Below are 26530 nucleotides of genomic sequence, written 5' to 3'. Positions count from 1 at the left end.
CGGTTACATTCCGAACCCGGAAGCTAAGCCTTTCAGCGCCGATGGTACTGCATGGGGGACCGTGTGGGAGAGTAGGACGCCGCCGAACTAATTGTAAGAGAAAGCCCCGATGGGGACCGATTCCGGTCTTCGTCGGGGCTTTTTCGCATTTCCGGGCCCCTCGCCCCGGTGGCGGGACGCCGGAGGGTAAAGTCGGGGGGAATCGTCCGCACATTTCCCATAGGAGGCCCCCGGGTGGAGGTCCAGGAGACGCGCGTCCATACCGACCGCGTCCTCACCATCCCGAACATCCTCAGCATGGCGCGGCTCGTCGGCGTTCCCCTCTTCCTGTGGCTGATTCTCCAGGAGCAGGACGGCTGGGCCCTCCTCGTCCTGGCCCTCAGCGGGGTCAGCGACTACCTCGACGGAAAGCTCGCCAGGCGCTGGAATCAGATCAGCAACCTCGGCCGGCTGCTCGACCCTGCAGCCGACCGGCTCTATGTGCTGTCCACCCTGTTCGGCCTCACCTGGCGGGGGATCCTTCCGCTCTGGCTGACCGGCGCACTGCTCGCCCGCGAGGCGATGCTGCTGGTCATGGTGTGGATTCTGAGGCGCCACGGCTATCCGCCGCCGCAGGTGAACTTCCTTGGCAAGGCCGCCACCTTCAACCTGATGTACGCGTTCCCGTTGCTGCTTCTCAGTGATGGACACGGCTGGTTGCCCTCGCTCGCCGCCATTTTCGGATGGGCGTTCGCCGGATGGGGTACAACCCTCTATTGGTGGGCAGGGATCCTCTACGTGGTTCAGGTCCGCCGACTTGTCAGGGCGGACACCACGGCCGACTGACCTCGCCGCCGTAGACCAGGGCCTTAGCGGGCGTGAAGTCGGCATGACCGTCGTCTCTCAAGGAGGACGCTTCCGACATGAAGGCCGTCGTGATGGCCGGCGGCGAAGGCACCCGCCTTCGCCCCATGACCTCGAGCATGCCCAAGCCGCTCCTGCCGGTGGCCAACCGGCCGATCATGGAGCATGTGCTGCGTCTGCTCAAGCGGCATGGGCTCACCGAGACCGTGGTGACCGTGCAGTTCCTCGCCTCGCTCGTCAAGAACTACTTCGGTGACGGCGAAGAACTGGGCATGGAGCTCACCTATGCCAACGAGGAAAAGCCACTCGGCACCGCGGGCAGCGTCAAGAACGCAGAAGAGGCGCTCAAGGACGATGCCTTCCTGGTCATCTCCGGAGACGCCCTCACCGATTTCGACCTGACCGACCTGATCCGTTTCCACAAGGAGAAGGGCGCCCTCGTCACCGTCTGTCTCACCAGGGTTCCCAATCCTCTGGAATTCGGCATCACCATCGTCGACGAAGGGGGCAGGGTCGAGCGCTTCCTCGAGAAGCCCACCTGGGGCCAGGTCTTCTCCGACACGGTGAACACCGGCATCTACGTCATGGAGCCGGAGGTCTTCGACTACGTCCAGGCCGATGTGCCGGTCGACTGGTCGGGTGACGTCTTCCCGCAGTTGATGAAGGAAGGCAAGCCGATCTACGGCTATGTGGCCGAGGGCTACTGGGAAGACGTCGGCACCCATGAGAGCTACGTCAAGGCCCAGGCGGACGTCCTCGAAGGCAAGGTCGACGTCGACATAGACGGCTTCGAGATCTCGCCGGGCGTATGGGTCGCCGAGGGCGCCGAGGTGCACTCCGACGCCGTGCTGCGCGGACCGCTCTACATCGGTGACTACGCGAAGGTCGAAGCCGGGGCCGAGATCCGCGAGCACACCATCGTCGGCTCCAACGTGGTCGTCAAGAGCGGTGCCTTCCTGCACAAGGCCGTGGTCCACGACAACGTCTACGTCGGCCAGCAGAGCAATTTGCGCGGCTGCGTCATCGGCAAGAACACCGACATCATGCGGGCCGCCCGGATCGAGGACGGAGCCGTCATCGGCGATGAGTGCCTCGTCGGTGAGGAATCGATTATTCAGGGCAACGTCCGGGTCTATCCCTTCAAGACCATCGAGGCGGGTGCGTTCGTCAACACCTCGGTCATCTGGGAATCCCGCGGCCAGGCCCACCTGTTCGGCGCCCGGGGAGTCTCCGGCATCCTCAATGTGGAGATCACCCCCGAGCTGGCCGTACGCCTCGCGGGTGCCTACGCCACCACGCTGAAGAAGGGCGCGACCGTCACCACGGCGCGTGACCACTCCCGAGGCGCCCGGGCGCTCAAGCGCGCGGTGATCTCGGCCCTGCAGGCCAGCGCCATCGACGTCCGGGATCTGGAGAACGTACCGCTGCCGGTGGCCCGCCAGCAGACCGCGCGCGGCAGCGCGGGCGGCATCATGATCCGTACGTCGCCCGGGGTGCCGGACTCGGTCGACATCATGTTCCTCGACGAGCGGGGTGCCGACCTCTCCCAGGCCGGTCAGCGCAAGCTCGACCGGGTTTACGCGCGACAGGAGTACCGACGAGCCTTCCCCGGCGAGATCGGCGACCTCTCCTTCCCGTCCAGCGTCTACGACTCGTACACCGGCTCGCTGCTGCGCTCCGTGGACACCACCGGAGTCGCCGAGGCGGGCCTCAAGGTCGTCGTCGACGCGTCCAACGGCAGTGCGGGGCTCGTTCTGCCCAGCCTCCTGGGCAGGCTCGGCGTGGACGCGCTCACCATCAACCCCGGCCTCGACGAGGCGCGCCCGACCGAGACGGCCGACGCCCGCCGGTCCGGGCTGGTCCGGCTCGGGGAGATCGTCGCCTCCGCCCGGGCGGCGTTCGGGGTGCGGTTCGACCCCGTCGGCGAGCGCATCTCCCTGGTGGACGAGCGCGGCCGGATCGTCGAGGACGACCGGGCCCTGCTGGTGCTGCTCGACCTGGTCGCCGCCGAGCGGCGCAGCGGGCGGGTGGCGCTGCCGGTGACCACGACCCGGATCGCCGAGCAGGTGGCCGCCTACCACGGCACCCAGGTGGAGTGGACGACGACGTCGCCGGACGACCTGACCCGGGTCGGCCGTGCCGAGTCGACCATCTTCGGCGGGGACGGGCGGGGCGGCTTCATCATCCCGGAGTTCAGCAGCGTCTTCGACGGCACGGCGGCGTTCGTACGGCTGATCGGCCTGGTTGCCCGTACCCAGCTCACGCTGAGCCAGATAGACGCCCGTATCCCCAGGGCGCACGTGCTGCGGCGGGACCTGGCCACACCGTGGGCGGTCAAGGGCCTGGTCATGCGGCATGTGGTGGAGGCCGCGGGCGATCGCTCGGTGGACACCACCGACGGTGTGCGGGTGGTCGAAGCCGACGGCCGCTGGGTGATGGTGCTGCCGGACCCGGCGGAGGCCGTGACGCATCTGTGGGCCGAGGGTCCCGACGACGCTTCCGCCCAGGCGCTGCTCGACGAATGGTCGGCAGTGGTGGACGGCGCCGGCCGCTGACAAGGGTTCGAGCAGGACCCCGCGGGGGCGTCCTCTTCCGCCCATCGGATTGTCCCGGTTCCGTCCCGGATCCGGCACGCCGGTGGGGCCATTGGGAGAGGACGCCCCCGACGTGCGACGATGTGCGGCATGTCGCAGCAGCCCCCCGTTCGGAGCACCCCGTCGCCTCCGCCGCGCCCCGATGCCTCGATGTGGCTGCTGACCAATGTGATGGACCACAGCCTCGACGACGGCTACGCGCAGGCAGCGGCCCGGCGTGCCGAGGGCGGCAAGGGCCTGCCGAGCACACTGCGGGCCAAGTTGGGGCTGGCGGCGGCGCTGCTGCTCGCTGCGGTGGTGGTGACGCTGGGGGCCGCGCAGGCGCAGATATCGGCACCGACGCTGGCCAAGGAGCGCCAGCAGCTGATCCACCGCATCGAGGCGGAGACCGCGGCCGCGGACTCGCTGCAGAAGAACGTCGACACCCTGCGCGACTCGGTCGGCACGCAGCAGCGTGACGCGCTGCGGAAACACGGCGGGGACAAGGCGGAGTTGGTGTCCCTGCTCGCCGGGGCCACCCCCGTGCAGGGGCCCGGGGTCAAAGTAGTTGTAGATGACGCAAAACAGGCGAAGACCAGCGGCGGCGGGCCGCGCGAGAGCAGCGGCTTCTCCGACACCGGCCGGGTGCGCGACCGTGACATGCAGCGCATCGTCAACGGCCTGTGGCAGTCCGGGGCGGAAGCGATCGCGATCAACGGCCAGCGGTTGACCGCGCTGTCCGCGATCAGGGCCGCGGGTGACGCCATACTGGTCGACAACAGGCCACTGGTGCCGCCGTACACGGTGCTGGCGATCGGGGACGGCCAGCGGCTGAGCACCACTTTCCAGGACAGCGTCGACGGACAGTACCTGCATGTTCTGCAGCAGAACTACGGGATCCGCGCGAGCATTTCCGCCGAGGGCGAGGTCCGGCTGCCGGCCGCGCCGAGTCTGACCGTACGAACCGCAAAGCCAGAGAAGGGCACATCGTGATCGCCGTATTGGGCCTCATCGTGGGAGTGGTGGTCGGACTGGTCGTCCGCCCCGTGGTGCCGACGGCGGTCGAGCCCTACCTTCCCATCGCCGTCGTCGCGGCGCTGGACGCGGTCTTCGGCGGCCTGCGGGCCATGCTGGACGGGATCTTCGACGACAAGGTCTTCGTCGTGTCCTTCCTCTCCAATGTGGTGGTGGCCGCGCTGATCGTCTTCCTCGGCGACAAGCTGGGCGTCGGCGCGCAGTTGTCCACCGGTGTCGTGGTCGTCCTGGGCATCCGAATCTTCTCCAACGCGGCCGCCATCCGGCGGCACGTATTCCGGGCGTGAGACCGATGAGCACAGACGACACTCCGGACAAGCCCGGAAAGCCGGACCCGGCCGAGGAGCCGGCGAAGCCCACCGGGCCTGAAGGCAAGCCGGAAATCAAGCCTGAGGACAAGGCGGAAGACAAGCCGGAAAACGGGCCGGGGGAGCAGCCCTCCGAGCCCGGGTCCGCCGCGGAAGGTGAAGGGGCCGAGCGCCAGCGGCCCGAGCCGAAGGCCGGTCCTGCCGCCGAGGAGACGCCCGCACCCGGTGCCGTCCCGCCATCGGATGAGGCCCCCGAAGCCGAGCCGTTGACGGGACGTCAACGCCTGGTGAACGGACTGTGGCCGCCGAGGTTGACGCGGGCCCAGCTCACCGTCGCGCTGCTGCTGTGCGTGCTCGGCCTGGGCCTGGCGATCCAGGTCCGGTCCACCAGCGACAACAGCGCCCTGCGCGGTGCCCGGCAGGAGGACCTGGTACGGATCCTCGACGAGCTCGACAACCGCACCAAGCGGCTCGACGATGAGAAGCGGCGGCTGGAGAGCCAGCGGACGCAGCTGGAGAGCAGCTCCAACCAGGCTGCCGAGGCGCGCAAGCAGACCGCGCAGAAAGAGGAGCAACTCGCCGTGCTCGCGGGCACCGTCGCCGCGCAGGGGCCGGGCATCGAGCTCACGGTGAGCGACAGCAAGGGGGCGGTCGAGTCGGACAAGCTGCTCGACACGATCCAGGAGCTGCGGGCCGCCGGCGCCGAGGCGATCCAGATCAACGATGTGCGGGTCGTCGCCGACACCTATTTCTCCGGCTCCGCCGGAAACGTGGAGATCGATGGCAAAAAGGTCTCGCAGCCCTATAAGTTCAAGGTCATCGGCAAGCCTCAGGACCTGGAGCCCGCGCTGAACATCCCTGGCGGAGTGGTGCAGACTCTGGAGAAGGAGCAGGCCGCGGTCAGCGTGTCCCGGTCTGAGAAGATCATTGTGGACGCCTTGCGCCCGGCGAAGCGGCCTGACTACGCTCGGTCGTCATCGCAGTGAATCGGGCGCTCGTGCGGGGCCCATGGGGACGGCGGGAGGTTGCGGGGGGTCGGCGCACCAAGTTCGAGGTGCGTGATGGAAACTGTCTGTCGACCGTGGACGTTGTAGGGATGTCCAGGTCGGACGGTGTGTGCAGCAAGGGTTTGTCCTGCCCCACGGGCGGGTCTGTTTCGGTCAAGGGGAATCGCCCGTGAAGTTGTTTGCGAAGTTGTTCGGCAAGAGCGCACGCCAGGACGGCGGCAGTGCGCGCCACCGCGCCTCACGGCCGGTGGAAGGCGGTGAGGGGAGCCAGGGAGGGCGTCCCCTGTTCCGCGACCAGCTGGGTGCGCCGGGCGCGCCCGGAGAAGACATTCCGGGCGGACAGGGCGCGTCCTCTGTTGACCCTGCCACGGCCGGGCGCATAGGTTTCGGGGCACCAGCAACCTCAAGTGCGGGTGGAGGGTTTGCCTTGCCGGTCTGTACGAGGTGTGGCCACCGGAACGCCGAGGCCAGTCGGTTCTGCTCCAACTGCGGTGCGCCGCTGCGGCCCGGTGCGGTCGCCGAGCGCGCCTCGGAGACGACCTCGACCATCTCCATCTCCGGCCTCGAGGCCTATGACTCGGAGACCACCGGCCAGACGCCGATCCCGGCGCTCTCGCCCGAGGCCCAGGCGGCGGTCGACGCACTGCCGCTCGGCTCGGCGCTGCTGGTCGTCCGGCGCGGCCCCAACTCCGGCAGCCGCTTCCTGCTGGACGCGGAGGTCACCACGGCGGGCCGGCACCCGCAGAGCGACATCTTCCTCGACGACGTCACCGTCTCGCGGCGCCACGTCGAGTTCCGCCGGGCCCAGGACGGCAGCTTCACGGTCTCCGACGTCGGCAGCCTCAACGGCACCTACGTCAACCGCGAGCAGATCGACTCGGTCGCGCTCTCCAACGGCGACGAGGTGCAGATCGGCAAGTACCGTCTGGTCTTCTTCGGCAGCCAGCGGGGCATCTGACCCTCTCCCGGACCGGCGTCCGGGGGGATCCCAAGGGAAGGGCCATGCTTCGAGCATCGTCGGGCGGTACCGGGCCCTCCGGTACCGCCGGTGCGGAAGGGCGGCTGGTGAGCATCGGCACGGTGCTCAACTTGCTGCGCGAGGAGTTCCCCGAGGTCACCATCTCCAAGATCCGCTTCCTGGAGGCGGAGGGCCTGGTGGAACCGCAGCGCACCCCGTCCGGATACCGCAAGTTCAGCACGGTGGACGTGGAGCGGCTCGGATACGTGCTGCGGATGCAGCGCGATCACTATCTTCCGCTGAAAGTGATCCGGGAGCATCTCGACGCCATGGCCCGCGGCGAGCGGGTCCAGCTGCCCACCCCCGCACAGTCCCGCGAGGTGCTCGACCTTGCGGACGAGGCGGTTGCCGCCGGAGCCGCCGACGCCGGCCACGGTGAGCCGGGGCGGCCCGCGGCCGCACGGATCGGCCGGGAGGAGCTGCTGGCCACCGCGGGGGCGACCGAGGGTGAGCTCGCGGAGTGGGAGTCCTACGGCCTGGTCGCCGCCCACCCGGACGGCGGATTCGACGCCGACTGCGTGACCGTCGCCAAGCTCATCGCCGACCTGGGCCGTTTCGGCCTGGAACCACGGCATCTTCGCGCCATGAAGGCGGCGGCCGACCGGGAGGCCGGGTTGGTCGAACAAGTGATCGCACCCCTGCGCAGACACCGTAATCCGCAGACCAGGGCCCATGCCGAGGCCACGGCCCGGGAGCTGGCCGCCCTGTCCGTACGCCTGCACGCCGCCCTCGTACAGAGCGCGCTGCACCTGCGCACACAGTGACCGGCGGGTGCCCGACTACCCAAACCTGCCGGGCACGTCCTAGGGTTGCTGTGTGAACGAGCTCGATGTCGTGGGTGTCCGGGTGGAAATGCCCTCAAACCAGCCGATCGTGCTCCTGCGGGAAGTGGGAGGCGACCGTTACCTCCCGATCTGGATCGGACCGGGGGAGGCTACGGCCATTGCCTTCGCCCAGCAGGGCATGGCGCCTGCCCGCCCGCTGACCCACGACCTTTTCAAGGACGTGCTCGATGCGGTCGGACAGCAGCTCTCGGAGGTCCGCATCACGGATCTGCGCGAAGGCGTGTTCTACGCGGAGCTGGTCTTCGCCAGCGGGGTGGAGGTCAGCGCGAGGCCTTCCGACGCCATAGCGCTTGCACTGCGCACCGGCACGCCGATCTACGGCAGTGACGGAGTGCTGGACGACGCGGGCATCGCCATCCCGGACGAGCAGGAGGACGAGGTGGAGAAGTTCCGCGAGTTCCTCGACCAGATCTCGCCGGAGGACTTCGGCACCAACAGCCAGTGAGGCGCCCGCAGTCGGCAGGACGCGGACGCCCTGTCAGGCGTGTGCCGGGACGCCACGGCGCATTCGAGTAGCCTTTCCCGATCCCGGGACACGTAAAACCACTCTCAGGGTGATTATCACTCGGCGTGCCGAGTGTGGCGATCGTTGACGCACCCCGAGCGACTGCCTACCGTCGAGAAGGCAGGTCAAGGACGGAGGTCGGCGTGAGAAGCACGGGCGACGGTACAGCGGTAGGCAGTCCGTATCCGCTGCATGGGGGAACGGTCGAGCCGGCGCCCCGCCATCCCGCCGCGGCAGCGGTGACCACGCAAAGGGGGCGGGACAGCGACTATGCCGAGGGTTCCGAGGGCTCAGGGAGCCCCGACGACATCGGATACCGCGGGCCGACGGCATGTGCCGCGGCCGGCATCACCTACCGGCAGCTCGACTACTGGGCGCGTACGGGCCTGGTGGAGCCCAGCGTGCGCCCGGCGTACGGCTCGGGCAGCCAGCGGCTGTACAGCTTCCGCGACGTCGTCGTCCTGAAGATCGTCAAGCGGCTGCTGGACACCGGCGTTTCCCTGCAGAACATCCGCACCGCGGTCCAGCACCTGCGGACCCGGGGCATGGCCGACCTGCCCCGGATGACGCTGATGAGCGACGGGGCCACGGTCTACGAGTGCACCTCGCCCGACGAGGTCGTCGACCTCCTCCAGGGCGGCCAGGGCGTCTTCGGGATCGCCGTGGGCGTCGTCTGGCGCGACGTGGAGAGCGCGCTGTCCCAGCTGCACGGCGAGCGGGTGGACACCGGCGAGACGCTGGTGGGCCACAACCCCGCCGACGAGCTGGCACGCCGCCGCAACCGCGCGGGCTGACGGGCCGCCCCGGGCCCTGCCCGGGGCGGATCCCCGCACGTCGGCGCCGATGTCAGTGGTGTGCGGCAGCATCTGTCCTGTGAGAGGTGCACCGACGATCCTTCATCTGGACATGGACGCTTTCTACGCTTCGGCGGAGCAGGCGGCCAAGCCCAGCCTGCGCGGAAAGCCCGTGATCGTCGGGGGGATCGGCCCGCGCGGCGTGGTGGCCACCGCCTCGTACGAGGCACGGGTCTTCGGGATCCACTCGGCCATGGCCACGGCCCAGGCCCGCCGCCTGTGCCCCAACGCCGCCTATCTCACCCCGAGGTTCTCGCTCTACCGGCAGGTCAGCGAGGTGGTCATGAGCCTGCTGCGCACCCTGTCGCCGCTGGTGGAGCCACTCAGCCTGGACGAGGCGTTCGTGGATCTGGAGGCCGGCGGCGTCGAGCCCTCCACCGCGGCGGCCCGTGCCGTGGGGGAGCGGCTGCGGCGGGACATCCTGGCGGCCACGGGGCTCAGCGGGTCGGTCGGCCTCGCGGGCTCCAAGATGCTCGCCAAGATCGCCTCCGAGCAGGCCAAGCCCGACGGCCTCGTGGTCATCGAGCCCGGCACCGAGCTGGAGGTGCTCGGCCCCATGTCCGTGCGCGCCATCCCCGGCGTCGGCCCCGCCACTGCGGAGACGCTGCGCAGGGCAGGGATCACCACCGTCGCCGAGACCGCCGAGGCCGGGGAGGACGAGCTGGTCCGGCTGCTGGGCAAGGCACACGGCACCGGCCTGTACACCCTGGCCACCGCCCATGACGACCGCCCCGTCGTCGCCGAGCGGGACGCCAAGTCCGTCTCGGCGGAGGACACCTTCGAAGAGGACCTGACCGACCGCACCCGGGTGCAGCTGGAGCTCGACCGCCTCGCCGACCGGTGCGTGCGGCGGCTGCGGGAAGCGGGCCGGTCCGGGCGCACGGTCTCCATCAAGGTGCGGCGCTACGACTTCTCCACCCTGACCCGCTCCGAGACGCTGCGCGGCCCGACGGACGAACTGTCGGTGGTGCGGGAGGCCGCCCGCCGGCTGCTCGAAGGCGTCGACACCACGAGCGGGGTCCGGCTCCTCGGGGTGGGCGTCTCGGGGCTCGCCGACTACACCCAGGAAGACCTGTTCGCCCAGGCGGCCACCGAGGCCGCCGGGGACACGGCGTCGGCCGAGCCCGCGGCCGCCGGGCCCGAGGCCGACGCGCAGGCTGAAGCCGCCCCCCAGCCCCGCCGCTGGCTGCCGGGGCTGGACGTACGGCACGCGGAGTACGGGGCCGGGTGGATCCAGGGCAGCGGCGTCGGCCGAGTCACCGTCCGCTTCGAACAGCCCTGGTCCGCCCCCGGCCGGGTCCGGACGTTCGCCGTCGACGACCCGGCGCTGGAGCCCGGGGAGCCGCTGCCGCTGATACGGGCCGCCTGGGATCAGCCCCCGGAGCCCGCGGCAGAGCCTTCACCGCCCTCGCCAGGGCCCTCGGAGCCCGCGGGTGGTGCCGAGGCCGAAGGGCCCCGGGCCGCGGGCGCCCCGGGGGCCTCAGGAGCCTCGGAGGCCTCGGAGCCTTCCGGGGGCGGCAGCTCGAGCCCGTAGTGGTGGTAGAGCTGCAGCTCCTGTTCGGGGGAGAGGTGGCGGCCCACCCCGAAGTCCGGTGCCTCCTTGATCAGTGCTCGCTCGTAGGGGATGTGCAGACTGTCGCCCTCGATGCGGCTCGGCTCCAGCGGCACGAAGGCGTCCCGGCCGAACAGGCCGGTGCGCACGGCGGCCCACTCCGGCTCGCCCGTCGCGTCGTCGAGGTACACCTCGTCCACGGTGCCGATCTTGGCGCCGTCCCGGTCGAAGGCCTTGCGGCCGATCAGGCTCCGCGGATCGATGTCGGTCTGCACGCATCCTCCCAAGAGTCGCCCGGCCCGGTGGCGTCCGCACGCACGCCACCCAACCGCCCGCCGTGCGCCGCCGGGAAGCCGGGAAAGCCCCTGACAACCACGAAAAGGCACAAAGCAGGAAGCGGCCACTCGGGAGATCCTGGGGGAAAGCCGCGCTGGTAGGCTGGCGAATGGCCGCAGACCCTGTGCGGGAGAGTCCTTCTCAAGGCCCGAAAGGCCTTGGCGAAAGGCGCCGAAGGAGCAAATCCTCCCCGGAATCTCTCAGGCACACGTACCGCACGGACGAGGTCACTCTGGAAAGCAGGGCGGGCACCGGTCGGGCATCCACGCCGAGCGCCCCTCCTCACCGACGGTGAAAGCCGGGCCGAGCTGCACGGGTCCGGTGAAGCTCTCAGGTTGAGATGACAGAGGGGGAGGCCGTCCGGGTACCCGCGCCGTGGTACCCCTCGCAGGTCGCAATGACCAGGAGGCCTCCGCAGATGACCGTCCACCGCATCTCCCTTTCCGACCTGGAGCGCGGCACTCCGTTCGAGAGCCGGCACATAGGTCCCGATGGTGGGGCCCAGGCCAAGATGCTCGCCCAGGTCGGCTTCGGCTCGCTCGACGAGCTCACCGCCGCCGCCGTACCGGACGTGATCAAGAGCAGCGAGGCGCTCGGGCTGCCCGACGCCCGCACCGAGGCCGAGGTCCTCGCCGAGCTGCGCACGCTCGCCGACCGCAACGACGTGCTCACCCCCATGATCGGCCTCGGCTACTACGGCACGTTCACCCCGCCGGTCATCCTGCGCAACATCATGGAGAACCCCGCCTGGTACACGGCCTACACGCCCTACCAGCCGGAGATCTCGCAGGGCCGCCTGGAGGCGCTGCTCAACTTCCAGACGGTCGTCGCCGACCTGACGGGTCTGCCCACCTCCGGCGCCTCCCTGCTCGACGAGGGCACCGCCGCCGCCGAGGCCATGGCGCTCTCCCGCCGCGTCGGCAAGGTCAAGCAGGGCGTCTTCCTCGTCGACGCCGACACCCTGCCCCAGACCATCGCCGTCATCGAGACCCGCGCCGAGCCCACCGGCGTCGAGGTCGTCGTCGCCGACCTCTCCGAGGGCATCCCCGCCGAGCTCGTCGAGCGCGGTGTCTTCGGCGTGCTGCTGCAGTACCCCGGAGCCTCCGGCGCCGTCCGTGACCTGCGCCCCTGCATCGAGCAGGCCCACGGGCTCGGCGCGATCGTCACCGTCGCCGCCGACCTCCTGGCGCTGACCCTGCTGGCCTCCCCGGGCGAGCTCGGGGCGGACATCGCCGTCGGCACCAGCCAGCGCTTCGGCGTCCCGATGGGCTTCGGTGGTCCGCACGCCGGATACATGGCCGTGCACGAGAAGTTCGCCCGCAGCCTCCCCGGCCGCCTGGTCGGCGTCTCCGTCGACGCCGACGGCGACAAGGCCTACCGGCTCGCCCTGCAGACCCGCGAGCAGCACATCCGCCGCGAGAAGGCCACCAGCAACATCTGCACCGCACAGGTGCTGCTGGCCGTCATGGCCGGCATGTACGCCGTCTACCACGGCCCGGAGGGCCTGGCCGGCATCGCCCGCCGCACCCACCGCTACGCCTCGCTGCTCGCCGAGGGCCTGCGCGCCGGCGGCGTGGAGATCGTCCACGGCGCGTACTTCGACACGCTGACCGCGCGCGTGCCCGGCCGGGCCGCCGAGGTCGTCGCCGCCGCCCGCGAGCACGGCGTCAACCTGCGTCCGGTCGACGCCGACCACGTCGGCATCGCCTGCGACGAGACCACCACCCGCGCGCACCTGGCCACGGTGTGGTCGGCGTTCGGCGTCGAGGCGGACGTCGAGCAGCTCGACGCGGTCACGCCCGACACCCTCCCCGAGGGCCTGCTGCGCGACGGCGGCTACCTCACCCACCCGGTCTTCCACCAGCACCGCTCCGAGACCGCGATGCTGCGTTACCTGCGCCGCCTCGCCGACCGCGACTACGCGCTGGACCGCGGCATGATCCCGCTGGGCTCCTGCACCATGAAGCTCAACGCGACCACCGAGATGGAGCCGGTCACCTGGCCCGAGTTCGGCGCGATGCACCCCTTCGTCCCCGCCGAGCAGGCCGAGGGTTACCTCACGCTCATCACCGAGCTGGAGGAGCGCCTCGCCGAGGTCACCGGCTACGACAAGGTGTCCCTCCAGCCCAACGCGGGCTCCCAGGGCGAGCTCGCGGGCCTGCTCGCCGTCCGGGCGTACCACCGGGCCAACGGCGACGAGCAGCGCACCGTCTGTCTGATCCCGTCCTCCGCGCACGGCACCAACGCCGCCAGCGCCGTGATGGCCGGGATGAAGGTCGTCGTCGTCAAGACCGCCGACGACGGCGAGGTCGACGTCGAGGACCTGCGCGCCAAGATTGAGCAGTACCGCGACGAGCTCGCCGTACTGATGATCACCTACCCCTCCACGCACGGCGTCTTCGAGGAGCACGTGGCCGACATCTGCGCCGCCGTGCACGAGGCGGGCGGCCAGGTGTACGTCGACGGGGCCAACCTCAACGCCCTGGTGGGCGTGGCCAAGCCGGGCGAGTTCGGCGGCGACGTCTCGCACCTGAACCTGCACAAGACCTTCTGCATCCCGCACGGCGGCGGCGGCCCCGGCGTCGGCCCGGTCGCCGTCCGCGCCCACCTGGCCCCGTACCTGCCGAACCACCCGCTGCAGCCCGCCGCGGGCCCGGCGACGGGCGTCGGGCCGATCTCCGCGGCGCCCTGGGGTTCCGCGGGCATCCTGCCCATCTCCTGGGCGTACGTCCGGCTGATGGGCGGCGAGGGCCTCAAGCGCGCCACGCAGGTGGCGGTGCTGGGCGCCAACTACATCGCCAAGCGCCTCGAGCCGCACTACCCGGTGCTCTACACCGGCCCGAACGGGCTCGTCGCGCACGAGTGCATCGTGGACCTGCGGCCGCTGACCAAGGTGACCGGCGTCAGCGTCGACGACGTCGCCAAGCGGCTGATCGACTACGGCTTCCACGCGCCCACCATGTCGTTCCCCGTCGCCGGCACGCTGATGATCGAGCCGACGGAGAGCGAGGACCTCGCCGAGCTGGATCGTTTCTGCGAGGCGATGATCGCCATCCGCGCCGAGATCGACAAGGTCGGCTCGGGGGAGTGGGACAACGCCGACAACCCGCTGCGCAACGCCCCGCACACCGCGGCCTGCGTGGCCGGCGCGTGGGAGCACCCCTACAGCCGGGAGGAAGCCGTCTTCCCCGCCGGGGTCTCGGCCGCCGATAAGTACTGGCCGCCGGTGCGCCGGGTCGACGGTGCCTACGGCGACCGCAACCTCGTCTGCTCCTGCCCGCCGCTCGAGGAGTACGACGGCTGATACACGGGCCCGGTCACGGGTCGGGGCCGGTTCGGCGTTCACGCCGGGCCGGCCCCTTCATTTTCTGCGGTGTGTCCTGTGCTGTTGCGCCGGGTGGTGCTGCTGGTGCCGCCTAGGCAGCGGTCACCACATGGCCGGTGCCGAGCGACCGGTGCGGGGCGATGATCTGCCCGTCCGGCAGCAGCTCGCCGGTGTCCTCGAAGCACAGGACTCCGTTGCACAGCAGGCTCCATCCCTGCTCCGGGAAGTGCGCCACGAGGTGGGCGGCCTCCCGGTCGGCGGAGTCGGCTGAAGGGCACGTGGGCTGGTGCTGGCACATGGCAGGGATCTCTCGCTCTGATGTGGTGGCTGTCCTGCGGCTCGATGCGGTGGTCATGCCGCCCCCCGTTGGATTCGTCGGTCGGTCCCAGTGTTGCCCTACGGGCCTGATTCCGCAGGGATTTCCCGGTGACGCTCCTCACAGGATGAGGACGCGTCACCCGCGCGGGCGGTTGCTCCCAACGAGACCGTCACTTCGGGGGGGTTGGGAGTGGTCACAGTGGGCTAGACCGACCGGGTGAGGCGGTTGTGACGGAAGCAGTACGACGCCCCACGAGCCCCCTGGATCACGGGGGTCGCGGGGCGTTCGGAAGGGCGCTCAGGCGGAGGTCCTGAGCAGCGGACCGGGCGTCAGCCGGAGGGTGAGCTGCGGCAGCAGGTCGGTCACCCGGTGCGGCCGGTGTGCGGCGATGCCCGGCGGCGCGGGGGCCAGTGGCACCAGCAGGTCGCCCGGTGCAAACAACTGTGACGAGGCGTCGGCCGTGATGTCCCCGTGCAGCCAGAGGGTGAGCATGTAGAGCTCCGGCACCGACAGCAGGCGGGGTTGGTGCGGAGTGGGCAGTGACTCCGCCTGGCGCAGCGCCCGTTCGGTGGAGGCGAGGTAGGGGCCCTCGAAGAAGTGGGAGAACGCCCAGCCGTCCGGCGTCAGCATGGTCTCGGCCGCGGCCACCGCCCGCTCGCCCGCCTTGATCAGGAAGCGCCAGCCGGTGAGCCGGGTGCGTGGCGCACTGCCGGGCGCGGTCCGCTCCAGCACATGGACGGGCAGCGGGAGTTCGGGGCCGAGCGGGGACTGGGCGGCCTTCAGCGACGGTGTACGGGCTTCACGGACGGCGGTGGGGGAACCGAGGGCCGTGAGGACGCTGCGGAGGGCAGGCGCGGGGGCAGGGGGAACATGCAGCGGCATGGTGGGTCGCCTCTCACTTCGGAGACACGGTGGAGCTGGGGCATGCGGGGGTGCGGACGACGCTGTCGGCGTGCGGGGTCAGAGGGGGGCCGGGACCGACTGCCAGGGCGCCTGCTCTCTGCCTTATTCCGGAGTTTATACGACACGTGTTCACACGGTGTTTCGCCTAGCGGTCCGCAGCATTTCCGGCAAGGGGAAATCAGGGCCGTATCCAGGGGGGATTTCGGTGATTTTGTGCAGTATTCGGTCCCGTGACCTCGGCATCTCGTCCGGATACGGTAGGCCGGATCTCGTCGGTGTTTATCACCAGCGCATTGCGCGATGGCCCTGTACTCACGTTATGCCGACGGAATGTGCCGGAGTGCGCGTGGTGGAGAGCCTACCGGGTATGCGGTCGCGGCGAGGCGTTATCGATCGCCCGGCCTGGGCATCATCGACCGTGACAAGGCGGTCGGGGCCGTGGGCGACCCGCTTGAGGAGGGACGCTTGAATGGGTGAGAAGGTCGTGGCCGAGGGGTTCGACCTCGCCGACCGGCAGCGCCACCGGGATAAGCTCCGGCAGTGCCTCCAAGGGCTGGCGAGACTGTCGGCGGAGAAGCGGTTCGACCGCCCCCGGAATCTCATGGGACTGGAGCTCGAGCTGAATCTCGCGGGCCCCGACGGGATGCCGAGGATGATGAATGCGGAGGTGCTGGAGCGTATCGCAAGCCAGGATTTCCAGACCGAGCTCGGACAGTTCAATCTGGAAGTGAACATCGTCCCGCACCGGCTGTCGTGCCGGGTTTTCGACCAGCTTGCCGAAGAGCTGCGCACGGGGTTGTCCTATGCCGACCGCCGGGCCGCGGACGTCGATTCCTCCATCGTGATGATCGGCATTCTGCCCACCCTGACGAGCCGTGACCTGGTGCTGAAGAACCTCTCGGTGGGCGACCGCTACGCACTGCTCAACGAACAGGTCGTGGCCGCCCGCGGCGAGGATTTCACCGTTGACATCGCGGGCGTCGAGCGGCTGACCTTCACCGCGCGGTCCATCGCCCCCGAAGCCGCCTGTACGTCCGTGCAGTTGCACCTGCAGGTCACACCGGGGCGGTTCGCGGCGGTGTGGAACGCCGCGCAGGCCGTCGCGGGAGTGCAGATCGCGGTGGGCGCCAACTCGCCGTTCCTCTTCGGGCGCGAGCTGTGGCGCGAGTCCCGCCCGCCGCTGTTCGTGCAGTCCACCGACACCCGCCCGCCCGAGCTGCAGACCCAGGGTGTCCGGCCGCGGACCTGGTTCGGGGAGCGCTGGATCTCTTCCGCGTACGAGCTCTTCGAGGAGAACCTGCGCTACTTCCCGCCGCTGCTGCCCATATCCGCCGACGAGGACCCGCTGCGAGTGCTCGACGAGGGCGGTGTGCCGCAGCTGTACGAACTCACCTTGCACAACGGCACCGTCTACCGCTGGAACCGCCCGGTCTACGGCATCGCCGACGGCGTCCCCCACCTGCGCGTGGAGAACCGGGTGCTGCCCGCCGGCCCGACCGTCACCGACGTCCTCGCCAACACCGCCTTCTACTACGGGCTGGTCAGGGCCCTCGCCGAGGAGCCCCGGCCGGTGTGGACGCGGATGCCCTTCGCCGTCGCCGCCGACAACTTCGACGTCGCCTGCCGTCACGGCATCGAATCCTTTCTGCGCTGGCCGAAGGCGGGCCGCGCCGGCGGCGTGGCGCGGGTGCCGGCCGTGCGCCTGGTGCTGGAGGAGCTGCTGCCGCTGGCTGCGGAAGGGCTCGACGCCTGGGGCGTGGAGCCGGCCGACCGCGACCACTACCTCGGGGTCGTCGAGGAGCGCTGCCGCCGCCGGGTCAACGGGGCGTCCTGGCAGGCGGCCACGTACCACCGAGCCCTGGAGCGGGGCCTGGACCGCGGGCCCGCGCTCGCCGCCACCACACGGCGCTACTGCGAGCTGATGCGGACCGGAGCCCCGGTGCACACCTGGCCGACGGGCGTCGGGTACTGACCGCGCGCGGACACGGCCGTACCCCCTGTCTCACCGGCACCTGTGCGTCGGGCAAGCTGTGACGACCGCGGTGACGGGCAGACGGGAGAGACACAGTGCGGCAGAACGCGTGCGACGGCGCCGGGACCCGGCCCGGGGGACTGCCCGGGCCGCATTCCGGGGGCGGCGGGCTGTCGCGGCGGACGCTGCGCTCCGAGACCCTGCTCGTGCTGGCGCTCTCGCTCGGGGCCAGCGCGGTCTCCTCCCTGATCAGCTTTGTCGGCGCCGCCACCCGGCCCGGCGGGCTCAAGGACCAGGCCGCCACGCTCAACGCCTCGCACGCCCCCGGCCGCCCCTGGCTGGACCTCGCCTGGCAGGTGTTCGGCATCGCGACCGCGCTGGTCCCGGTCTTCCTGGTGGCCCACCTGCTGACGCGCGAAGGTCCGGGAAGCCGGGGGCTGCGGGCGATCGGCTTCGACCGCACGCGCCCGGGCCCGGACCTCGCGCGGGGTGCGGCGATCGCGGCCTGCATCGGAGGCGCCGGGCTGGCGTTCTACCTCGTCGTGCGGGCCGCGGGCTTCAACCTGACCGTGGTGCCGGAGAACCTGCCTCACGTGTGGTGGCGGATCCCCGTCCTCGTCGCCTCCGCGGTGCAGAACGCCGTGCTGGAAGAGGTCGTGGTCGTCGGCTATCTGCTGCGCCGGCTGGACGGGCTGGGCTGGACGCCGGTGGCGGCGCTGGCGGCGAGTGCGGTGCTGCGCGGTTCGTACCACCTGTACCAGGGGATCGGCGGCCTGCTCGGCAACATGGTGATGGGCGTGGTGTTCGTCCTGCTGTACCGGCGCTGGGGGCGGGTCGGCCCGCTGGTCGCCGCGCACGCGCTGATCGATGTCGTGGCGTTCGTCGGCTACGCCCTGCTGGCGGGCAAGGTGGGCTGGCTGCCCACGGCCTGACCCGACCCCGCGCCGGCCCGTCGGATGCGCCCTAGGCGAGCAGTTCGCCGTCGATGACCGTGACGGCGGTGCCGGTCAGGAGCGTACGGTCGCCGCGGACCGCCGTGCGTACGAGGCCGGTGCGCGCGGACGCCTGGAGTCCCGTCAGCTCGGCGCGGCCCAGGCGGGCCGACCAGAAGGGGGCCAGCGCGGTGTGCGCGCTGCCGGTGACCGGGTCCTCGTCGATGCCGACGTTCGGGAAGAAGCAGCGCGAGACGTAGTCGTACCCCAAGGCAGGGTCCTCGGCCGCGGCGGTGGCGATCACGCCACGGTCGGAGTGCCGGGCGAGGGCCGCGAAGTCGGGGGCCAGGGACCGTACGGTGCGCTCGTCGGCCAGTTCGACCAGCAGGTCGCCGATGTGACGGCTGGTGTCGTGGACGCCGAGCGGCGTGGCGTGCAGGGCTTCGGCCAGTCCGTCGGGTGCGGCGACCTGCGTCAGGTCCGAGGTGGGGAAGTCCAGCGTGATCGAGCCGTCGGCGTGCGCGGCCGCGGTGAGAACGCCGCAGCGCGCCCCGAACCGCACGGTGCCGCCGGCGGTGCCCGTGGTGTGCAGGACGTGAGCGGTGGCGAGAGTGGCGTGGCCGCACATGTCGACCTCGGTGACCGGGGTGAACCAGCGCAAGGCCCAGTCGGCCTCCTGCCCCTCCGGCAGCCGGCGGGCGAAGGCGGTCTCGGAGAGGTTGACCTCGGCCGCGATCCGCTGGAGGTGTGCGTCGTCGGGGAAGGGGTCGGAGTCCAGGAGCACCACCCCGGCCGGGTTGCCGGTGAAGGGACGGTCGGCGAAGGCGTCGACGATTCGGATGCGCATGGAGGGACCGTAGACGGCCTGCAAAGCCGCAGGCCACGGCCAATTGCCCGACGGTGGACCGGAGGTGGGGCGCGTGCGCCGGCCGGTGCGCCCATGACGGACTGACTGTCGGGTCTTGTCGTTCGATCGGTTCCGATATATCGTTGACGCATCGCGACAGATCAGCGATAAAGAGTGCGACGGAAAGGAACAACCATGCGTTTCCACGGACAAGGACCCGAGCGGCGCGGGGGCGGGCGTCGCGGCCCCGGCGAGGGTGGGCGGCGGGCCTTCGGGCCGTTCGGCCCCGGCTTCGGCGGTCCGCCCTTCGGCGGGCGCGGTCGCGGCGGCGGGGGCAGGGCCCGGCGCGGCAATGTGCGGGCGTCGATCCTGGCCCTGCTGCAGGACCGCCCCATGCACGGCTACGAGATGATCCAGGAGATCGCCGAGCGCAGTGGCGGGGCCTGGAAGCCGAGCCCGGGCTCGGTTTACCCCACCCTCCAGCTGCTGGAGGACGAAGGCCTGATCGCCAGTGAGAGCGAGGGCGGCAAGAAGCTGTTCACCCTCACCGACGCCGGCCGCACCGAGGCCGAGGCGGGATCCCGAGCCCCCTGGGAAGAGGTCGGGCGCGGCGTCGACTGGGAGGCCGCGCAGGAGATCCGGCAGGCCGGCTTCGGGCTGATGGAGGCCTTCGGGCAGGTCTGGAAGACCGGCACCCCCGAGCAGCGGGAGAAGGCGCTCGCCGTCGTCGGCGAGGCCCGCAAGAAGCTCTACCTGATCCTCGCCGACGAAGGGTGAGACGGGGCGGCGTGATGCCGGCTCAGGGGCGTACGGGTATAGCCCGTACGCCCCTTGGGCGTTCCGTGCGACCCTGAGACATATCGGCGCTTCTCCTCCTTGGGGAGGGGGGATCGATTGCCCGTACCCAACTGGCGTCGGATGCGGGAATGCTTCCCGCCGGGGATGCTCCTTCGGCGCGGGACTGATGGGGTGGGAGGGTGCAAAGCCGTACACCTGACATCGGATGGGCCAAGGCAGCCGAGGAGGAGCCGACCGCGGAGCTCGCCGCGGCGATCGCGGGCGCCCGCAGGCGCGCCGCGCGCGACGGCGACCGGCAGGCCGACACCGCCCATCTGCTGCACACCTTGCTGGAAGCCGACCCGCAGTGCCGGGCGGCCTTCGACGGCGGACCGGCCCAGGTCGCACGGCTTCTGGGCTACCTCGTCCAGCGCACCATCGGCTACGGGCTGCGCTGGAGCGGCACCGTGGAGGACTCCGGCGCGCTGCCGGCGCTCGCCGCGCTGTCATCGGGTCGGGCCTCCGGCTGGTCGCCCGCCGCGACGGACGCCCTGCGCGAGGCGTACGCGCGGGCCCGCGCCCGCGGCGCGGCCCGGGTGGACGGGCTGGACCTGCTCGCCGCCCTGGTGCGCGACCACCGGTGCCGCGCCGTCGACGTACTGCGCCGGGCCGGGGTCGACACCTGCCTGCTTGCCATGCGCCTCGCGGACCCCCGGCGCCTGGAGCGCGCCGCAGCCGCCGGCTGCCCGGAGCCGCGGGCGTGACGGGGAGTTGCCCAGGTCAGGCCCGCCGTCCTAAAGTCCCGATCATGCCGATGACCGTTCTGCCGCCTCCCGCCGCGTAAGCGCGGGCGGCCGCACCCCGGAAGGACCGGGCCCGGGTCGAGTACCCGGGCGGATCGCCGCTGCCCGCACACGGGACCACGCGATCACTTCACGCCTTCCGCGGGAGAACAGTCATGTCCGATTCCGTTTCGACTTCCCTGCCGGCGCGCCCGTCTCCGGACGCCCCGGTCATACCCCTGCCCTCCGCCCCCGCAGCCGTGCCCGTCGGCCGCGGCCTGCTCTTCGTGACCGTCGCGGGCGTCGCCTGGGGCACGGCGGGCGCCACCGCCTCCCTCGCCTTCGACAGCAGCGGGCTCGGGCCCGTGGCGCTCACCTTCTGGCGCGCGGTCGGCGGCCTGGTGCTGCTGCTCGCCCTGCGTGCCCTGCGGCCGCACCGCGCGAAGTCGCTCCGGCCGCAGGAGCCCGGGCGGCGCCGGGCCGTGCGGATCCTGGTCACCGGCCTGGGCTTCACCGTCTTCCAGGCCGCGTACTTCGGTGCCGTCGACGCGACGGGCCTCGCGGTCGGCACGGTGGTCACCCAGGGCGCCGCGCCCGTGCTGGTGGCGCTCGGCGGCAGGCTGTTCATGGCCGAACGGCTCGGCAGGGGCGGCCGGGTGGCCGTCATGGGCGCGCTCGGCGGGCTTGCCGTGCTGATGCTCGGCGGCGACGGCTCGGGCGCGGTGCGTCCGGCCGGGGTGGCGCTGGGGTTGCTGTCCGCGGCGGGGTACGCGGTGATCACCCTCGGCAGCCGCTTCTTCGCGCGCCGGGGCGCGGGCGCGGACCCGCTCGGCACGACGCTGACGTCCTTCGCCGTCAGCGCGGTGTGCCTGCTGCCGCTCGCGGCCGCCGAGGGCCTGTGGCCGCGGACCGCCGAACTCGGCCGCACCCTGGGCCTGATGGCCTACCTGGTGACGGTGCCGACGGCCCTGGCCTACGGGCTGTTCTTCGCCGGCCTCATGGCCGTACGGGCCACCACGGCATCGGTGATCACCCTGCTCGAGCCGGTCACGGCGGCCGTCATCGCGGTCGCCGTGCTCGGTGAGCGGCTCACCGCCGCGACCGTCGTGGGGACGACGGTGCTGCTCGGTGCGGTGCTGGCGCTGGCGTACGGGGAAGCGCGGGGTCCCGCGGTCGTCAGCGAGCGGTGAGGTAGGCCGGCACGGGGATGCCCGGGGCGAGGTCGTCCGCCGGGACCGGGGTGCCGTAGGCCGTGGCCACGGGGACGACACCGCTCCAGTGGGGGAGGGCGAGATCCTCCGGCTCGTCCCCGGGCCCGGCGTTGCGGATCTTGGCGGACACCTCGCGGAGATCCACGCGCAGCACCGCCGTGGCCGCCAGCTCCTTGGCGTTCGCGGGCCGGGAGTCGGCGGCCCGGCCGGGCACGGCCTGGTTCACCAGTGCGTCGAGGGCGGCCCTCAGCTCCGCCTCGTCGGTGACCTGCCGGGCCGTGCCGTGCACCACGACGGAGCGGTAGTTGAGGCTGTGGTGGAAGGCGGAGCGGGCCAGGACCAGCCCGTCGAGGTGGGTGACGGTGAGGCAGACCGGCATCCCGGGGTCTTCCGTCCGCGCGGCGGTGCGCAGCGGCCGGGAGCCGGTGGAGCCGTGCACGTACAGGCGGTCGCCGATCCGTCCGTAGAGCGTCGGCAGGACGACGGGGGCGCCGTCGCGGATGAATCCGAGGTGGCAGACGCAGCCCGCGTCGAGTATCGAGTGCACCACTTCGCGGTCGTAGGACGCGCGGTCGCGGTTGCGGGTGGGGGTGGTGCGCTCGGTCTGCTCGTAGGCATCGGTCTGCTCGTGGGCAGGGGAAGGAGACGTGGAAGAAGACGTTGCAGAAGACATTGCGAAGCCTCATTGCACTAGTGCATAATGCTGTTTGTGCTAGGAGAGTATCGGATCGAAGGGCGTCGCGCAGCAGAGATCTCCGCGAGCGTGGAGCGAGCCGTCGGAGCAGGTCGGCTCGCCCCGGGTGAACTGCTGCCTCCGATGCGGGAGTTGGCGATCGAGCTGGGGGTCAACCCCAATACGGTCGCGGCCGCGTATCGCGCGCTGCGCGACCGCGGGGTGATCGAGACGGCGGGCCGGCGGGGCAGCAGGGTGCGCGACCGCCCGGCGAGCACCCCGCGCGAGCAGATCCAGGTCACGGCGGAGGGCGTGCGGGATGTCTCCTCGGGCAATCCCGACCCCGCGCTTCTGCCCTCGCTCGGCGGCGCGCTCGCCGCGGCGGCCGAGCGCGCCGAGCGGCGCCCCGTGCTCTACGGCGAGCCGGTCGCGGACACCGAGCTGGAGCGGATGGCGCGGGCGGCCTTCCGGGCCGACGGGGTGCCGGAGGGGCCGGTCGCGGTCACCTCGGGCGCGCTGGACGCGATCGAGCGAGTGCTGGTCGCGCACCTCAGGCCGGGTGACGCGGTGGCCGTCGAGGATCCGGGCTGGGGCAGCGTGCTGGATCTGATTCCGGCTCTGGGGCTGCGCCCGGTGCCGGTGGCGGTCGATGACGACGGCCCGCTGCCGGGGGAGACGGAGCGGGCGCTGCGGCAGGGGGCCCGGGCGCTGATCGTCACCGACCAGGCGCAGAACCCGACGGGGGCGGCGGTCGGCAAGGCGCGGGCCGAGGAGCTGCGCGCGGTCCTGGCGGCCCACCCGCACGTGCTGCTCGTGGAGGACGACAACGGCCACGGCATCGTCGATCAGCCCTTGCGCCCGCTGGGTGGGGTCACCACCCACTGGGCGCTGGTCCGTTCGGTTGCCAAGACCTACGGGCCGGATCTGCGGCTCGGCCTGCTCACCGGCGACTCCGTCACGCTGGACCGGGTGCTGGGGAGGCAGCGCCTGGGGGCCGGGTGGGTCAGCCATGTCCTGCAGGACGCGGTGCTGCATCTGTGGCGCACGGGCGCGGTGGACGGGGAAGGGGTCGCCGCGTCCTACGGCAGGCGCCGGGCCGCGCTGGTGGAGGCGCTCCGGGAGCGGGGGATCGCGGCGCACGGGCGCAGCGGGATGAATGTGTGGGTGCCCGTGCCGGACGAGACGGGAGTGGTGGCGCGCATGCTGCAGTCGGGATGGGCCGTGGCGCCGGGGGCGCGCTTCCGCCTCGCGTCCCCGCCGGGCGTGCGGCTGACCGTCTCCACCCTCGCCATGGACGAGATAGGGCAGGTCGCGGACGCGCTGGCGGCCGCGACCCGCCCGGTGGCGGCAGGGCGTTACGGCTGACGGGGCTTGGGGCGCGCCTTGGTCTGGGTGAGCGCGGCACCGGCCAGCACGATGACCGCGCCGACCGGCAGGTTCCAGGTGAGCGACTCGCCGAGCAGGGCGACGCCCGCGCCGGTGGCCACCACGGGGGTGAAGTAGGTGATCAGGGTGGCGGTGGTGGGTCCGACCTCGGCGACCAGCCCGTACTGGATGAGGAAGGCGAAGCCCGTGCCCAGCGCCCCGAGGGCGAAGACGGCGAGCAGCGGCACCAGCGGCAGCGAGCCCGGAAGCGGGCTGAGGAGGGGGGCGGCGATGGCGAGCTGCACGGTGCCGATCAGCAGCTGGCCGCCGGACAGCGCGAGGTTGGAGTCGCCGGTGTCGGAGAGCATGCGCCGGACGTAGATCCAGCCGACGGCGTAGCTGGCTGCGGCGATCAGTGCCATCACGGTGCCCGCCGGGTCCTGACCGGAGAAGCCCTGCCAGGCGCCCAGGACCGTGAGCACGCCGACGAAGCCGAGGCCGAGACCGGCGAACCGGCGCCGGGTCGGGCGGTCCTCGGAGAGCGCCACGAGCGAGAGCACCATGCCCCACAGCGGGGTCGTGGTGTTGCAGATGGCCGCCAGGCTCGAGGAGATGGTCAGCTCGGAGTAGGCGAAGAGCGTGAAGGGGAGGGCGTTGAGCAGGAAGGCCGCGACGGCCAGGTGCGCCCAGGTCCGGGCGCGGCGCGGCAGCCGCTGTCGCTTGACCGCCAGGGTGACCGCGAGCACCGCGGTGCCGAAGAGCATCCGGCCGAAGGAGATGTACGGCGGGGCGAAGCCGTCCGTGCCGAGCTTCATGAACAGAAAGCTGAAGCCCCAGATGAGGGTGAGAGCACCGAACCGTATCCGCCAGTCCACGGCGGGGCGGCCCTGCTCCGGCGCGGCGGCTGCCGGGGCGGGCGTGACCGGGGTGGTCGAAGGGGTGGATGCGGCGGAGGAGTTGGACGGTGGTGTGGGAGTGGCAACGGTGCTCATGAACACTACAATGCCGGGGCGCAAGCGTTAGAACAAGCAAATAATTTTGGGGAGCATCGCGTAGCATCGCTTACATGTTGAACCTGGAGCGCCTGCGTACCCTCCATGCCGTCGCCCGGCACGGCTCCGTCAGCGGTGCGGCCGACGGACTGCATGTGACGACCTCCGCCATCTCCCAGCAGCTGGCCAAGCTGGAGCGCGAGACCGGCCAGCAGCTGCTGGCCAAGAACGGCCGCGGGGTGCGGCTCACCGACGCCGGACGGCTGCTCGCCGACCACGCCTCGCGCATCCTCTCCCAGGTCGAGTTCGCCCAGGCCGACCTCGAAGCGCAGGCCGGGCAGCCCGTGGGCGAGCTGCTGCTCGGTGCCTTCCCCACGGCGGCCCGCGGCCTCTTCCCCGCCGCCCTCGCCGGGCTGCGCGCCGAACACCCCAAGCTGCGCGCCCGGCTGCAGGAAATGGAATCGGACGATGCCGTGCCGAAGGTCGTGCGCGGCGACCTCGACGTCGCCGTCGTCCTCGACTGGTACAACAAGCCGCTGCCGCTGCCCGACGGCCTCGTCAAGGACCCGATCCTCGACGACCCCGCCGACGTGGCGGTCCCGGCGGACCACCCCCTCGCCGACCGCGCGGAGGTCGTCCTCGAAGACTTCGCCGAGGACGAGTGGATCTCCTGGCCGCGCGGCGAGTTCTGCCACGACTGGCTGATGTTCACCCTGCGCGGCAAGGGCGTCGAGCCCCGCATCTCGCACATGGCCGAGGAACACCACACCCAGCTGGCCCTGGTCGCCGCCGGGCTGGGGGTCGCGGTGGCCCCCCGGCTGGGCCGCGGCCCGGTCCCCGACGGGGTGCGCGTGGTGCCCGTACGGCACACCATGTGCCGCCATGTCTACGCGCTCTGGCGGGCGGACGCGGACCGCAGGCCCTCGATCCGCGCCGCGGTCGAAGCCCTGCGCACGGCCGCACTGGGCGTGAGCGGCTGACGCCGCCGGCCGCGCCCTCAGGCGCCCGGCCCCACCGCGCCCGCCCCCTTACGGAAGTCCCAGGAGACTACCGCCTCGGGGCGCAGCCGCAGCCAGGCGTGCCGGCCGTCGTGCGGCATCGCCGCCAGGCCGAAGTACTTGGCGGCGAACCGGTGCTCCACCGTCTCGAGCTCTGCGCACGCACCGCCGGTGCGCGGAGCGTCGCCCACCGGCAGGGCGCGGCCGGACAGCTCGGCCCCGCGCAGCTCCCCGTACTCCAGGCCGTCGTCGACCACCACCGCCGCGCGCGGATCGCGCCGCAGGTCGGCCCACCGCCTGCTGCGGACCAGGGAGTACAGCCACATCGCCTCGCCGTCCCAGAGGAACCACAGGGCACTGACGTGCGGCCGCCCGCCCGGCCCCGCCGTCGCCACCCGGCACGTGCGCTGCTCGGTGAGGAAGGCGTCCAGCTCTGCCCCCGTCATCATGATCCGGCGGCTCCGCCGCTGCGTGCCGGTCATCGCGCACCCTCCCGCCCCACACCTGACTGCCTGTCAGAAACCATGAGGCCTCTTCCGCCGTCGCGCAATGCCCGCT

Annotated in this window: 24 protein-coding genes, 1 rRNA gene, 1 pseudogene and 1 riboswitch; of the genes and pseudogenes, 19 read left to right on the top strand and 7 right to left on the bottom strand. The window is 71.5% G+C overall.

Annotation, left to right across the window (positions count from 1 at the left end; all coding sequences use genetic code 11):
- The 11 genes and pseudogenes from rrf to FHS39_RS14065 form a co-directional block, all read left to right on the top strand.
- Positions 1-88 (top strand): 5S ribosomal RNA (rrf, locus tag FHS39_RS14115); the annotation flags it as partial.
- Between the two features lie 146 nt (positions 89-234).
- Positions 235-825, top strand: a complete 591-nt coding sequence (gene clsA / locus FHS39_RS14110; protein ID WP_184349654.1) for a cardiolipin synthase ClsA — start codon at positions 235-237, stop codon at positions 823-825.
- A 77-nt stretch (positions 826-902) separates the two neighbouring features.
- Positions 903-3398 (top strand): mannose-1-phosphate guanyltransferase, encoded by a 2496-nt coding sequence (locus tag FHS39_RS14105; RefSeq protein WP_184349653.1) that lies wholly within the window; start codon positions 903-905, stop codon positions 3396-3398.
- Between the two features lie 120 nt (positions 3399-3518).
- The gene (locus FHS39_RS14100) at positions 3519-4409 is read left to right on the top strand and encodes a DUF881 domain-containing protein (protein ID WP_184349652.1); all 891 of its coding nucleotides are present in this window, start codon (positions 3519-3521) and stop codon (positions 4407-4409) included.
- On the top strand, positions 4406-4738 hold the full coding sequence (locus FHS39_RS14095; RefSeq protein ID WP_004947174.1) for a small basic family protein: 333 nt from the start codon (positions 4406-4408) through the stop codon (positions 4736-4738). Before FHS39_RS14100 ends, FHS39_RS14095 begins: the two co-directional genes overlap by 4 nt.
- 5 nt (positions 4739-4743) lie before the next feature.
- Complete coding sequence (locus FHS39_RS14090; RefSeq protein ID WP_184349651.1) at positions 4744-5745, top strand: DUF881 domain-containing protein; 1002 nt, start codon at positions 4744-4746, stop codon at positions 5743-5745.
- Positions 5746-5875: 130 nt separating this feature from the next.
- Complete coding sequence (locus FHS39_RS26070; protein ID WP_425507777.1) at positions 5876-6724, top strand: double zinc ribbon and FHA domain-containing protein; 849 nt, start codon at positions 5876-5878, stop codon at positions 6722-6724.
- A 44-nt stretch (positions 6725-6768) separates the two neighbouring features.
- Positions 6769-7548, top strand: a complete 780-nt coding sequence (gene ftsR, locus FHS39_RS14080) for a transcriptional regulator FtsR (protein WP_045933738.1) — start codon at positions 6769-6771, stop codon at positions 7546-7548.
- Positions 7549-7600: 52 nt separating this feature from the next.
- Positions 7601-8074 carry a bifunctional nuclease family protein gene (locus tag FHS39_RS14075; RefSeq protein ID WP_045933737.1) on the top strand — a complete coding sequence of 158 codons (474 nt, stop codon included), beginning with the start codon at positions 7601-7603 and terminating at the stop codon, positions 8072-8074.
- A gap of 203 nt (positions 8075-8277) precedes the next feature.
- Positions 8278-8928, top strand: a complete 651-nt coding sequence (locus tag FHS39_RS14070; protein ID WP_045933736.1) for a MerR family transcriptional regulator — start codon at positions 8278-8280, stop codon at positions 8926-8928.
- A gap of 49 nt (positions 8929-8977) precedes the next feature.
- Positions 8978-10285: pseudogene (locus FHS39_RS14065) on the top strand (DNA polymerase IV); the annotation flags it as partial.
- 74 nt (positions 10286-10359) lie between these two features.
- Here FHS39_RS14065 and FHS39_RS25860 read toward each other — a convergent pair.
- Positions 10360-10815, bottom strand: a complete 456-nt coding sequence (locus FHS39_RS25860; protein WP_343069573.1) for a PRC-barrel domain-containing protein — start codon at positions 10813-10815, stop codon at positions 10360-10362.
- A 178-nt stretch (positions 10816-10993) separates the two neighbouring features.
- A riboswitch (glycine riboswitch) is annotated at positions 10994-11102 on the top strand.
- 192 nt (positions 11103-11294) lie between these two features.
- On the opposite strand from FHS39_RS25860, the gene gcvP reads away from it, so the two are divergent.
- Positions 11295-14180, top strand: a complete 2886-nt coding sequence (gene gcvP / locus FHS39_RS14055; protein WP_184349649.1) for an aminomethyl-transferring glycine dehydrogenase — start codon at positions 11295-11297, stop codon at positions 14178-14180.
- Positions 14181-14292: 112 nt separating this feature from the next.
- Here gcvP and FHS39_RS14050 read toward each other — a convergent pair whose 3' ends face one another.
- Both FHS39_RS14050 and FHS39_RS14045 read right to left on the bottom strand, forming a co-directional pair.
- Entirely contained in the window at positions 14293-14499 is a 207-nt protein-coding gene (locus tag FHS39_RS14050) for a DUF5999 family protein (RefSeq protein WP_045933733.1), read from the bottom strand.
- Between the two features lie 318 nt (positions 14500-14817).
- Positions 14818-15402, bottom strand: a complete 585-nt coding sequence (locus FHS39_RS14045) for a hypothetical protein (RefSeq protein ID WP_184349648.1) — start codon at positions 15400-15402, stop codon at positions 14818-14820.
- Between the two features lie 490 nt (positions 15403-15892).
- On the opposite strand from FHS39_RS14045, the gene FHS39_RS14040 reads away from it, so the two are divergent.
- Both FHS39_RS14040 and FHS39_RS14035 read left to right on the top strand, forming a co-directional pair.
- Complete coding sequence (locus FHS39_RS14040; RefSeq protein ID WP_184349647.1) at positions 15893-17395, top strand: glutamate-cysteine ligase family protein; 1503 nt, start codon at positions 15893-15895, stop codon at positions 17393-17395.
- A 140-nt stretch (positions 17396-17535) separates the two neighbouring features.
- Positions 17536-18327, top strand: coding sequence for a CPBP family intramembrane glutamic endopeptidase (locus FHS39_RS14035; protein WP_184349718.1), 792 nt, complete (start codon positions 17536-17538; stop codon positions 18325-18327).
- 31 nt (positions 18328-18358) lie between these two features.
- Here FHS39_RS14035 and FHS39_RS14030 read toward each other — a convergent pair whose 3' ends face one another.
- Positions 18359-19174 (bottom strand): PhzF family phenazine biosynthesis protein, encoded by an 816-nt coding sequence (locus tag FHS39_RS14030; protein WP_184349646.1) that lies wholly within the window; start codon positions 19172-19174, stop codon positions 18359-18361.
- A 195-nt stretch (positions 19175-19369) separates the two neighbouring features.
- Between FHS39_RS14030 and FHS39_RS14025 the strand changes: the two genes are divergently transcribed.
- The 3 genes from FHS39_RS14025 (at position 19370) to FHS39_RS14015 (ending at position 21923) form a co-directional block, all read left to right on the top strand.
- The gene (locus FHS39_RS14025) at positions 19370-19951 is read left to right on the top strand and encodes a PadR family transcriptional regulator (RefSeq protein ID WP_184349645.1); all 582 of its coding nucleotides are present in this window, start codon (positions 19370-19372) and stop codon (positions 19949-19951) included.
- A gap of 200 nt (positions 19952-20151) precedes the next feature.
- Entirely contained in the window at positions 20152-20715 is a 564-nt protein-coding gene (locus FHS39_RS14020) for a Clp protease N-terminal domain-containing protein (protein ID WP_045933727.1), read from the top strand.
- A gap of 194 nt (positions 20716-20909) precedes the next feature.
- Positions 20910-21923, top strand: coding sequence for a DMT family transporter (locus FHS39_RS14015; RefSeq protein ID WP_184349644.1), 1014 nt, complete (start codon positions 20910-20912; stop codon positions 21921-21923).
- On the opposite strand, the gene FHS39_RS14010 is transcribed toward FHS39_RS14015, so the two are convergent.
- Entirely contained in the window at positions 21910-22617 is a 708-nt protein-coding gene (locus tag FHS39_RS14010) for a pyridoxamine 5'-phosphate oxidase family protein (protein WP_184349643.1), read from the bottom strand. The two genes, FHS39_RS14015 and FHS39_RS14010, sit on opposite strands and share 14 nt — an antisense overlap.
- Before the next feature lie 27 nt (positions 22618-22644).
- On the opposite strand from FHS39_RS14010, the gene FHS39_RS14005 reads away from it, so the two are divergent.
- On the top strand, positions 22645-23982 hold the full coding sequence (locus tag FHS39_RS14005; RefSeq protein ID WP_184349642.1) for an aminotransferase class I/II-fold pyridoxal phosphate-dependent enzyme: 1338 nt from the start codon (positions 22645-22647) through the stop codon (positions 23980-23982).
- Here FHS39_RS14005 and FHS39_RS14000 read toward each other — a convergent pair.
- Positions 23973-24974, bottom strand: coding sequence for a DMT family transporter (locus FHS39_RS14000; RefSeq protein WP_184349641.1), 1002 nt, complete (start codon positions 24972-24974; stop codon positions 23973-23975). The two genes, FHS39_RS14005 and FHS39_RS14000, sit on opposite strands and share 10 nt — an antisense overlap.
- Before the next feature lie 74 nt (positions 24975-25048).
- On the opposite strand from FHS39_RS14000, the gene FHS39_RS13995 reads away from it, so the two are divergent.
- Entirely contained in the window at positions 25049-25954 is a 906-nt protein-coding gene (locus FHS39_RS13995; RefSeq protein ID WP_184349640.1) for a LysR family transcriptional regulator, read from the top strand.
- A 17-nt stretch (positions 25955-25971) separates the two neighbouring features.
- Here the strand turns inward: FHS39_RS13995 and FHS39_RS13990 are convergent, their stop codons facing one another.
- Positions 25972-26454 carry a pyridoxamine 5'-phosphate oxidase family protein gene (locus tag FHS39_RS13990; RefSeq protein ID WP_184349639.1) on the bottom strand — a complete coding sequence of 161 codons (483 nt, stop codon included), beginning with the start codon at positions 26452-26454 and terminating at the stop codon, positions 25972-25974.
- Between the last annotated feature and the right edge of the window lie 76 nt (positions 26455-26530).

The sequence above is a fragment of the Streptomyces olivoverticillatus genome (assembly GCF_014203555.1).
Taxonomy (GTDB): domain Bacteria; phylum Actinomycetota; class Actinomycetes; order Streptomycetales; family Streptomycetaceae; genus Streptomyces; species Streptomyces olivoverticillatus.
The sequence above is the reverse complement of the archived record's forward strand: the minus strand, read 5'-3'. Positions and strand labels throughout refer to the sequence as shown.

Excerpts from the sequence above, each read along its gene's own strand:
- FHS39_RS14105 (WP_184349653.1), top strand. The coding sequence starts at position 903 with ATGAAGGCCGTCGTGATGGCCGGCGGCGAAGGCACCCGCCTTCGCCCC.
- FHS39_RS14100 (WP_184349652.1), top strand. The coding sequence starts at position 3,519 with ATGTGCGGCATGTCGCAGCAGCCCCCCGTTCGGAGCACCCCGTCGCCT.
- FHS39_RS14090 (WP_184349651.1), top strand. The coding sequence starts at position 4,744 with ATGAGCACAGACGACACTCCGGACAAGCCCGGAAAGCCGGACCCGGCC.
- ftsR (WP_045933738.1), top strand. The coding sequence starts at position 6,769 with ATGCTTCGAGCATCGTCGGGCGGTACCGGGCCCTCCGGTACCGCCGGT.
- gcvP (WP_184349649.1), top strand. The coding sequence starts at position 11,295 with ATGACCGTCCACCGCATCTCCCTTTCCGACCTGGAGCGCGGCACTCCG.
- FHS39_RS14050 (WP_045933733.1), bottom strand. The coding sequence starts at position 14,499 with ATGTGCCAGCACCAGCCCACGTGCCCTTCAGCCGACTCCGCCGACCGG.
- FHS39_RS14045 (WP_184349648.1), bottom strand. The coding sequence starts at position 15,402 with ATGCCGCTGCATGTTCCCCCTGCCCCCGCGCCTGCCCTCCGCAGCGTC.
- FHS39_RS14040 (WP_184349647.1), top strand. The coding sequence starts at position 15,893 with ATGGGTGAGAAGGTCGTGGCCGAGGGGTTCGACCTCGCCGACCGGCAG.
- FHS39_RS14030 (WP_184349646.1), bottom strand. The coding sequence starts at position 19,174 with ATGCGCATCCGAATCGTCGACGCCTTCGCCGACCGTCCCTTCACCGGC.
- FHS39_RS14025 (WP_184349645.1), top strand. The coding sequence starts at position 19,370 with ATGCGTTTCCACGGACAAGGACCCGAGCGGCGCGGGGGCGGGCGTCGC.
- FHS39_RS14015 (WP_184349644.1), top strand. The coding sequence starts at position 20,910 with ATGTCCGATTCCGTTTCGACTTCCCTGCCGGCGCGCCCGTCTCCGGAC.
- FHS39_RS14010 (WP_184349643.1), bottom strand. The coding sequence starts at position 22,617 with ATGTCTTCTGCAACGTCTTCTTCCACGTCTCCTTCCCCTGCCCACGAG.
- FHS39_RS14005 (WP_184349642.1), top strand. The coding sequence starts at position 22,645 with ATGCTGTTTGTGCTAGGAGAGTATCGGATCGAAGGGCGTCGCGCAGCA.
- FHS39_RS14000 (WP_184349641.1), bottom strand. The coding sequence starts at position 24,974 with ATGAGCACCGTTGCCACTCCCACACCACCGTCCAACTCCTCCGCCGCA.
- FHS39_RS13995 (WP_184349640.1), top strand. The coding sequence starts at position 25,049 with ATGTTGAACCTGGAGCGCCTGCGTACCCTCCATGCCGTCGCCCGGCAC.
- FHS39_RS13990 (WP_184349639.1), bottom strand. The coding sequence starts at position 26,454 with ATGACCGGCACGCAGCGGCGGAGCCGCCGGATCATGATGACGGGGGCA.